At 69.1% G+C, this 9,427-nt stretch carries 8 protein-coding genes; 1 reads left to right on the top strand and 7 read right to left on the bottom strand.

Annotated features, from left to right (window positions below):
- Nucleotides 1–76: 76 nt before the first annotated feature.
- The 4 genes from JZ792_RS42805 to JZ792_RS39695 form a co-directional block, all read right to left on the bottom strand.
- Nucleotides 77–1,573, bottom strand: coding sequence for a cutinase family protein (locus JZ792_RS42805; RefSeq protein WP_216918045.1), 1,497 nt, complete (start codon nucleotides 1,571–1,573; stop codon nucleotides 77–79).
- A gap of 69 nt (nucleotides 1,574–1,642) precedes the next feature.
- The gene (locus tag JZ792_RS39705; protein ID WP_216918044.1) at nucleotides 1,643–2,770 is read right to left on the bottom strand and encodes a lipase family protein; all 1,128 of its coding nucleotides are present in this window, start codon (nucleotides 2,768–2,770) and stop codon (nucleotides 1,643–1,645) included.
- A 3-nt stretch (nucleotides 2,771–2,773) separates the two neighbouring features.
- Nucleotides 2,774–3,988: a cutinase family protein gene (locus JZ792_RS39700; protein WP_254191010.1), complete on the bottom strand. Its 1,215-nt coding sequence runs from the start codon at nucleotides 3,986–3,988 to the stop codon at nucleotides 2,774–2,776.
- 8 nt (nucleotides 3,989–3,996) lie between these two features.
- Nucleotides 3,997–4,812, bottom strand: coding sequence for a hypothetical protein (locus tag JZ792_RS39695; RefSeq protein ID WP_216918043.1), 816 nt, complete (start codon nucleotides 4,810–4,812; stop codon nucleotides 3,997–3,999).
- A gap of 799 nt (nucleotides 4,813–5,611) precedes the next feature.
- Between JZ792_RS39695 and JZ792_RS39690 the strand changes: the two genes are divergently transcribed.
- Nucleotides 5,612–6,430 carry a helix-turn-helix domain-containing protein gene (locus JZ792_RS39690; RefSeq protein ID WP_216918042.1) on the top strand — a complete coding sequence of 273 codons (819 nt, stop codon included), beginning with the start codon at nucleotides 5,612–5,614 and terminating at the stop codon, nucleotides 6,428–6,430.
- A gap of 1,209 nt (nucleotides 6,431–7,639) precedes the next feature.
- Here the strand turns inward: JZ792_RS39690 and JZ792_RS39685 are convergent.
- The 3 genes from JZ792_RS39685 to JZ792_RS39675 all read right to left on the bottom strand — a co-directional run.
- A complete protein-coding gene (locus tag JZ792_RS39685; protein ID WP_216918041.1) occupies nucleotides 7,640–8,107 on the bottom strand; it encodes a helix-turn-helix domain-containing protein in 468 nt (155 codons plus the stop codon).
- 83 nt (nucleotides 8,108–8,190) lie between these two features.
- Nucleotides 8,191–8,484, bottom strand: coding sequence for a hypothetical protein (locus JZ792_RS39680; protein WP_216918040.1), 294 nt, complete (start codon nucleotides 8,482–8,484; stop codon nucleotides 8,191–8,193).
- A gap of 93 nt (nucleotides 8,485–8,577) precedes the next feature.
- The coding region (locus JZ792_RS39675) for a methyltransferase domain-containing protein (protein WP_216918039.1) at nucleotides 8,578–9,427 on the bottom strand (850 nt) is incomplete at its 5' end.

Below are 9,427 nucleotides of genomic sequence, written 5' to 3'. Positions count from 1 at the left end.
GTTCCGGGGAGGATCAGCAGACCAGCGGGGTAGCGTCCGCTGAATCCGGCTTCCGCCCGAAGGGGTCTGGGGTGGGTCATCGGCTCGGAGCCACGGAACTCGTGCTCGCCGATGGGGAACTCGACGGGGAGGGCGCCGTCGCCGAGGGCGTTCGCGTCGTCGACGCCACCGTGGACGCTGTCGTGGGCGTGGTGTCTGCCAGGTCGCGGGCGAGGGCGGTGAACCAGGCCGACACTGTGCGCAGGGTGGATTCGCCGGTGCCGGTAGCGGGAACGTCGGTGTAGGAGCCGTGGCGGCCGGTGGTGTCGCTGTACTGGGCCGACCCGGCCAGGGTGTAGAGCTGATCGGGGGCGGTGACGGTGCTGGTGATCGCCTCGAAGGCGTCGTTGACCCATCGGCTGGCGGTCTGCGGCGGCACGAGTTGCACCACCGCGGCGGCGAGTTTGGCTCCCAGGACGCCGACCGCTGCGAGGGGGTCGGCCATGCCGACGGTCGCCAGCTCGGCCACCGTCGCCGGGGTGAGCACCGTGCGGGCGACCGAGATCGCGGCGTTGAGCCCGATCGTGCCGAGTTTGAACAGCGCCGAGAGCGCGTCGGTCTGGCTCGGTGCGGTGGCGGTGGGAGCGGAGGCTTCGGCCAGGCGCTGCCCGAGGGGTTTGGCGGGCTGGTAGGACAGCTGGTCCAGGCTGGTTCCGGACAGGTCTTCGTTGACGACACCGACTGCGGTGGTGAACACCGTGGTCGACAGGGCGGTGGCGATGGTGGAGATCGCCGCGATCGGATCGCGCAGGTCCGAGCGCGCCGCGATGTTGGCCACCGTGCTCGCCAGCGGGCTACCGGGTGCGGTGTCGCAGGTGGCGTCGCCGCCGACGCACAGATCCGCTACCCGGCCGGTCAGTGTTCCGTAGTCGCTGGGAGCGGTGGCCGTGGCGGTGATCCCGGCTCCGGTCAGCCTCGGGTTGAGCAGGGTGATCGTGGAGACGTGGGTGCCGGCGGTGCCCGGCGCGGCCGAGGGGGTGTTGGTTTGCGGGCGGCCAGGTAGCGTCGGCGCGCCGAGGGCGCGGGCGGGGTTGGCCAGCAGCGCGACCGCCGCCACCCGGTCCGCGCTGACCGTGCTCGCGCCCGCGCCGACACGGGCGGCGAAGCGGTCCGCCGCCGCGGCGCCGTGGGCGTATCCCGCGACCGCGAGTCGCGTAGCCGGGCAGCGGGTTTGCACTCTCGCCGCGGCTTGCTCCAGGTGCTCGGCCGCGGCGGTGACCGCGTCGTCATAAGGCATCGCGCTGCCGTCGGCGCTCTGGCCGTAGGGAATGTAGGCGCGTTGCACGGATTTTCCTGCCGCGGCGCTCAGCGGACCGAATACCTGTCCGAGCGCGCCGGTGTCGCTGCCGGTGGCGACGTCGCCTTCCTCGCCGCCTTGCACACCGAGCACGTACAGCGCCGGGCAGGCGCCCTCGATCTGCACACCAGGCTCAGCTGATGCCGTCACGGTGACGTTGACGGTGGCGGTGCCGATGATCGCGGCGATCACAGCGCTGCGAATCAGGCGGCGGGAGTGGGTACGGGTGCTGTGCATGAGTCTTCACCTCGAGGAAGGGGTGCCTGCCCGCCCAGTGGCAAGGGGGGCGGGGCGGGCAGACACGATTCAGGTGGCCGGTGGTCCGGAGATGGTGGCCGCGGGCGGTGTGCGGTGGCGCAGTGAGAACCCGCGCAGCCGCGTCAACGCTTCGCGCGCCCCGGCCGCAGCGGCGCGAGTGTGGCCGGTGCCGTATTCGCGCCAGCTCAAATCCACACCGAGAGCGCGATATTCGGCGAACAGCGCACGACTCATCGCGATCGGGACGAGTTCGTCCTCGGTGCCGTGGTAGAGGTGCACCGGCACCTCGGGAGCGCGCAGGGCGGCAGCTTCGGCGGCCAGGACGTATCGCCAGATTGGGTCGTTCCAGGGTTCGCGGCGCTCACACCACGTACTGAGCGGGATGTCATGGTAGGTGTCGAGCAGTTCGGTGACCGTCAGGGTTTCGGCGTGGGCGAGTCCTCGGCGGCCGTTCTCGGTGAGCAGGTGGGTGACGGGCAGGTGCCGGTAGGCGCGGGCCAGTCCGACTATGCCCGCGAAGACCAACCCGGCCCACGGCCCGCCGTCCAGATCCGCGACCAGGGCGCGCGGGTTGGCCACGACCGCACCGGCGGCGACGCCGCGCAGGTCGAGATCGGGGGCGTAGCCGGGCTGGGTTTCCGCAGCCAGGACCGCCGCTCGCCCGCCGTCGCCGTATCCCCAGATCACGCACGCCCCCGACCCGCCACCGATTTCGGTGGAGCCGGTGACGGCGCGAGCCAGGTCGAGCACCGTATGCGCGGCGGCGGCCCCGGACAGGAACGGGTACGCGCCCAGCCCGGCCATGCCCACGCCCTGCCCATCGGGCACCACCACGATCCAGCCCTGCGCCAACGCCGCCGACACCTGCGCGACAGCCGCCTCGCCGAGACGCTGGGACGGGGCGAGATGTTGTCCCAGCCCCTGGAAACTCGGGCAGTACGCCAGCGTCGAACCGTCACCGGCAGTGGGCTCGGGTGCCAGCACCAGTCCGGAGACCGGGAGCGGGGCGTGGAAGGCGCTGCGGGTGGAGTACACCACCTGCCACGCGCGGTCGGCCCCGGTCCCGGTGGGGGCCTCGACCTCGCGGGCGCGCAGCAGGACCCCCGCCGGCGCGGTGAAGTCGTCAGGGACCGGTGTGTAGAACTCGTCGGCCATTGGGCCGGTTCGGGTGGTCATGGGCTACCGTCCTGCGAGGTCGTGGGCCAGGGCGACCATCCACGCCACCCCGGTCGCGAGTTGGCCGCTGGTGGCGTAGCCGTTGTGGGCGGCGATGGTGTCGACGTAGCGCAACAGCACCCCGGGATTGACCAGATCGGCGTTATCGGCGACCAGCTGCCCCCACGCCGACGACAGTTGCCCGGCCAGCTTCGGCAGCAGCACAAGGGGATTCGCAGCGACGGTGGCAGTGATCGCGTCCCAGCGCGCCGCCGCCGCCCGACCGTCCGGTGCTGGAGTGCGCGGGTCCGCGGCCTCGACGAGCCGATCCGCCAGTCCCTGCTGTGGCCGGTAGTCGACATCTGCGCCGTCGACGTAGAAGTCGTTGAGCAGCACCGTGTTCCAGGCGTCGCCGAGCGCGGCCTGTAACCGTCCGCTGAGGGTGCCCAGCGCGGCGATCGGGTTGCGCAGATCGGCCTGGGCGGCGATTTCGGCGCCGACTCGCAGGAAGGCGGCGCGGTCGGGGGCCGAGCAGGCCAGGTCACCGTCGGTGCAGATGTCGGCGACCCGGCCGGTCAGCTCCCCGTAGGAGATCGCGCTGGCGATACCGCCGCCACCGGCGACGGGATTGGTGAGCGCGACCTGCGAGACCGCCGCACCGTTGGTGCCCGGGGCGGGATCGGGCACCAGCTGTCCGGGCCGCCCCGGTAGCACCGGGGCACCGACCGGGCGATCGGGGTTGGCGTAGAGCGCGATTCCCGCGATCCGGTCCGCCCCGACCGGGCCGACACCGGATCCGACGTCGGCGGCGAAATCCGAGACCGCTTGCGCACCTTGGGAATATCCGATCCCGGCGATGAGAGTGTCGGGGCAGGTGTCGGCGATCTGGGTCGCGGCGGCGTCGAGCTGATTGCGGGCATCGGCCACCGAGACCGCGTAGGGGTCGGGTCCTCCCCCGGGCACGATGCCGCCGAACCCGGCGCCGTAGGGGATGTAGGAGCGCTGCACCAGGCCGGGGGCGGCCGAGAGCACCGGGGCGATGAGCGCACCGACCACCCCGGTATCGGCGAGCGGGTCCGCGGTCGGGGAGGACTGACCGGTGCCCTGCACACCCAGCACATACAAGGCCGGGCAACCGGGACCGATCGGCACCGCCGAAGCAGGTGCGGAGGTCAGCGTCATCCCGGAGGCGGTGGCGGCGATCGCGAGGGCGGCGGCCAGCCGGCGGGTGGTCGACATCGCCGTGGTCACTGGCCCACTCCGACTCCGGCGCCGAAGCCCGCGCCGACGGTTCCGGCGACGACCGCGCCGACGGCGGCGACGGGGACACCGGCCACGACCGCACCCGCGACCGCACCGGCCGCCGCACCGAGGGCGGTGCCGGCGACACCGGAGGTCACCTCTCCGACGACGGGGACCGGGACGATGGTGCCCAGGGCGGCACCGGCGATCCCGCCGATGGTGCCCCCGATCAGTCCCCCGGCGACCGCACCGGCCGCGGCGGCGGGCGCGCCGACCGCGACCGCACCGGCGGCGCCACCGATCCCGGCACCGGCCAGCGTCGCACCGGAGACCCGATCCGAGCGCCCGGCAGGGATGCCGATCGAGTCCAGCGCGGTCGCCACCTGCGCCTCCACGCCCGCGGAGAAGTCGTTGATCGCCTCGGCGCACGGCTCGTCCAGCCATTCGGGGCGGGCGGTCTCCCACTGCCCGATCCGGATCACGTCGGCGGGGACCTCGACCGGCGCGACCGGCTCCACCGGTTCGGGCAGATGCAGGTCTTCGATGCGGATCGGCTCCACCGGTGCTTCCACCGACGGTGCCGGACGCGTCGGGGCGGCGTTGCGTACTTCGGGCGGCTGGGCGTAGTACACCGGTGGCGCCGGGGCGGGCGCGGGCTCCGGCAGCGGTTCGGGGGACGGCTCTTGCGCAGGAGGCGGTGGTGGCGCGGAGGTTCCGGGTTGAGCGGGGCTGGTGACACCGGGTTGGTCGGCGATCGCGGTGGGTGGCTCGGCGGCTTGCGCAGTCCCCGCAGTCGCGAGAAGAACCGCGACCGGGACCACAGCACTGAGGGTGACGCGCGCTACGCGGGTGGTGCGCGGTGTGTGTCGGGATCGGCGGGCGGCGCGATTGCCAGGCGTGTGCGTCACGTGGCGGTCGGTCGGCGGGCGATGGAGGGGTGAAATCCCGGATGAGGGCATGACGAAATAAGCCTTCCCAGTGAGGGTGAGCAATTCGGGGAGTGCAGTTGCCGCGCGAGGGGGCGGCCGAGGAGTCGGGCGGCCTGCACCCACAGCGGGGATCCGCTGTGGGAGACCGCTTCTCAGGTCACATCTCGGTCAGATGAAGGGCAGGATCAAGCTCAGGGCCTGCGCCGCGACGGTCAGACCGTTCGACAGCAGCGACAGCCCGGCGTTGATATAGCCCAGAATGGCGAAGGGATCCACGTGGCGTTCCTCTCAGCGACTTTCGGATTCTCGGCGGGATCGTTGTCGACCTCGCACTTCCCACCAAACGCCGGGAACCACTGGAAATCCAGAGTTTTCAGGTATGCAGTTTGCGGTACCGCAACTTGCATACATTTGCTATTCACTACCTGATCAGCGAGTTTGCTGGGGAATGTATGCAAGCTGCATAACCTGGATCATTTGCCGGAAACTGTCCACCGCAACGCCGCTCGCCGAGACGATCACTGTCCGTCTCGCAGCCTCGGGGCAACCGATTTGGATGATGTGATCATCTAACCGCTTGCCGGTCGCTACCCAGTCTGGTAGGAACGAAACATCAACTGGGGGGCAACCGTTCACCATAACCTCTGCCCATCCTGCCGTGGAAGACTTTCGAGGAGGGGGATTCCACCCCATGACCCGTGATCCCGAACCACGCCGATCACCCGGCTCCCGACACGCACTACCCCCGCGTGTCCCCACACTCGGCAACACCTGCCGCCGAATCCGCGACGAACGCGGCTACACCCGCGACTTCGCCGCGGCCATGCTCCGAATCAGCCGGAGCTACCTCACCGACATCGAACGAGGCCGCCGAAACCCCAGCCCAGAACTGTTGGAGCTGATCATCGTCGGATACCGGCTCGACTCCGCTCTGGCCCGACACCTGCGCGAACTGCGAGTGGCAGCAGTCGAGCTCGAACCCGTCGCGACACTGGCCAGATCCGTCATCGACAACGACCAGCTCATGGCCCACCTCCACGACCTGAACGAACGAGGCGACCTCGCCGCCTACGTCGACCCGGTGTGGAACGTGTTGGCCTGCAACGACCTGTTCCGCGAGGCGACCCCCGGACTCGAGCTCACCGGGTCGATCCCGGCCTGGTTCTTCAGCGCCGACACCAAACCGATCCTCACCGACCGGCCGTCCGAACTCGCACACGCCACGGCCACGATTCGGGCCATCACCGGGCGCTACCGCAACGCCGAACAGACCCGGGCACTCTTCCGGCACCTGGGGCCCAACACTGAATTCCGGGCCACGTGGAGCGATGACGTCCGCGCCGCCTACGGACGGGACCCCAGCGCAGCTATGCACGCCATCCACCCCGTGACCGGCCAGCCCGTCGCCTACAGCCTGACCATCGCCAACCAGTCCGAGTCCGTCCTGCTGGTGATCCTCTCGCCCAAACCATCTCCCGAATCGACCACGAACCGCGAAAACCACGAATAGAAAACTTTCGACACGCGCTCCGACACACCGACAACATCCCTCCGAGTTCGACCGACCGCCAGGTCTTGTTGATCAGGCTCAGAGTGACCGCACGCCGACACGTTGTCCACCCGGGCTGTCGATGCCCGCCATCGGCAACCTTGGGGCACCGTCGTTTATCTGTTATCCGGTTCCGTGAATCGACGCATGGAACGCGCCGGCCCCACAGCTCTTCACAAAATTGCTACGGAGGATCCGGAACGCACGATGTCCCGACCTTCAACTCACATAATCCACACTTCAAGATCCACACTGAACACAGGATCTGACCATGAGTGAGAAATCCTCTACACCCAAATTCGAGCCGGACCCGCCTCGAACCACCGGCACGCACGAGCAGACCTATCCCGTATCCGTGGGTGCCCGCGCACTAGGGAAATCCGAACGCTGGTACGTCCAACAACTCAAGAGCGGGCGCTTCCCCGGCCACAAAGCCGGCCGCACCTGGTTCCTCACAGCCAGCGATATCGACGCAGCGATCGAAGCCTCCCGCAGCCCGTCGTCGCGTCCCGCTAAACGCCAACCTCCAGCACAGCCAACCGACCGGGCACGGCCCAACCCGCCCAGACCGACCAAACGAACCCGCCACCGCCGATACATCCCACCCCAAGACCGATGATCAGATTCACTGCTCATTTCGAGTGCCGTTAGTGCCCAACCATGCGTAAACGTCGAGGCCGTCACGCCCGCCTTATGCACCGTGGTCGAGCACGACCAGCCGCGTGCAGCCGCGACGTAGTGCCCGATACCATTCTGCGGAAAGTTAATTGGTTTCGACGCTGTCCCAGAACGACGCCCAGTCACAGATCAGCTCATCTGTGATTCGAGACGCCGTTGCCCGTCCGCTCCGAGAAACCGTACAGACACATGATCACTGCGGCTGGCCCGCTGGCCCCGAGATTCGATTGCGGGGATCGCGATCGCCAGCGCCGCGGCCACGGGCGGCGACAGGCGCCCCGCGCAGGATCGACAGGACTGCCCGTCCGCAGGCCCGCGCACCGAGTACACCCCCGATCGGGAGCGCGACCATCAGCATCGCGATCCGGACGGGCACACTGATCGACAGCCACAACCAGCGGTGATCGCACGGCCGCGGCGTGCGAGCGGCGACGACCGTTCGCGCGCGCGTCGCGGCGTCGCGCGTTGCTCGTGTGACCGACCGTGGCATGTTCAAACCCGGCCTGCCGGTGACCAGTGCCGAGATCGCAGGGCCTTGCGGCGGCGGGCTGCGCGTGTCGTCTCGCATCCCGCACAGCAGCGCGACTGCGGCGCTCGCCCGGCGCGATCGTCGGCAGGGGCGAGGCTGTCGGGGCCGATCAGTTGATCGCTGTCGGGTAGTACGCCCAGCCGGGCCGCGAGCCGGGTCACCCTGCCCGCGGCCCGGTACAACTCGGCGATGGCCTCCAGCACCTCGGCCGGGACGGGGCGGTCGAGCACCACCTGCGGTTGCTCGCCCGCCAGCACCGCCAGTGCGCTGCCGGATCTCCAGCCCAGTGCGCGCTCGACCTTCTCCAGCACCGCGCGCCCGAGCAGGCGATCGCCTCGTTCCAGGGTCCCCAGTGTTCGCACGGATACCCCGGCCCCCCTGGCCAGGTCCTCGCGGGTATACATCCCCAGCTCGCGGCGGCGGTCGATCACCTCATGCCCGAGCCGCCTCAGTGCCTCGGGGCGGACGACCGACGCAACGTACTGTACGGCAACGGTTTCCAACTATCCTTCTCTCACGGTGTCCGCCTTGTCGGCACGCCGTCCGCCTGTGGCGGGCCGATCCGGAGCCGAGCGAGCCGGTAGAACCGGTACAGCGGCCGACGCGGCCGGGCGTGATATGGCTGTGCGTGGGCCCGTCGGCCGATCGTGACCGTCGGTACCCGAACGTCCCCGATCTCGATCACGGCCATTCCGGCCCAGGTGGACCGCACGCGCAGGGTGGCGTCGCGGCTTCGTTCGCTGCGGGCTGGGCGCTCGACGTTGTCGGCCAGCACGCTTCGCACCAGGTCCACGCCGATCGCGGCCATTTCCTCGCAGACAAGATCGGTGGCACCCCACACCAACGCGGACCGGCGCAGGAAGTCCCCGCATGCACTCCATCGGGTCCGCGCTCGACGGGATCATAGTTCGCGATTCGTTCGCCAGTACTGGCAAACTCCATCGTTTCTGATCGGCTTCAGACCGAACTTTCCGAACAGCTCGGTGAATTCGCCGTACGGTCGGCGGTGGTGGAACCGTTGGTTCCCGTGCTGCCTCGTCTCGGTGAGATCCTCGGTGATCATCATCCGAGTGTTGGGTAGAAGCCTGCCGAGCGTCTGATCTATGTCGGCGATGTGGTCGAGGGTGTCGATGATCCAGAGCGCGTCCGGCGGGGTCATCGCATGTAGTTCGGTGGGTTCGATGACCGGGATCGATCCGCCGGATCGGTGGTGCATGAATCGGGTTGACGGAGACTGGTAGTCGCATCCGGTGACGGTGAATCCCTTGTGGCGCAGCGCGAGGGCGTCGCTGCCGATCCCGCATCCGACGTCGAGGATGGTCCGGACAGCGTGCTGTTCGAGGGTGGGCAGCGCAGCGGTGACGTAGGGTGGCCGGTTGCCGCTGGCTTCCCAGATCGTCAGGTTGAACAGGTAACTCGTGCTGGTGCGGAAGAAGTCGGCGATCTCGGCGTCGGTGCGGGGGTCGGCGGAATCCCACTCGGCGGCCAGCGCTTTTGAGGAGTCGTGGTGGGTCCGATACTGCGGTCCTAGGAATTGTGCGAGTTGGCTCAGCAGTGGGTGGTGCGCGGCGGCGTCCCACCGGTGCTGGTTCCATCGTTCCCAGCAGCGTTCGCACACGTCCAAATGGGTCCGTACCGCGGTCATTGTCTCGGGAGGCAGGTGTCGATGCAGGTAGTCGTCGAGCAGGTCGGATGTTGCGAGTTCGCATACTCGGGATTCGTGTCCGGATTCTTCGGGCGTGGCCGTGGGG

The sequence above is a fragment of the Nocardia noduli genome (assembly GCF_019038455.1).
Taxonomy (GTDB): Bacteria; Actinomycetota; Actinomycetes; order Mycobacteriales; family Mycobacteriaceae; genus Nocardia; species Nocardia noduli.
The sequence above is the reverse complement of the archived record's forward strand: the minus strand, read 5'-3'. Positions and strand labels throughout refer to the sequence as shown.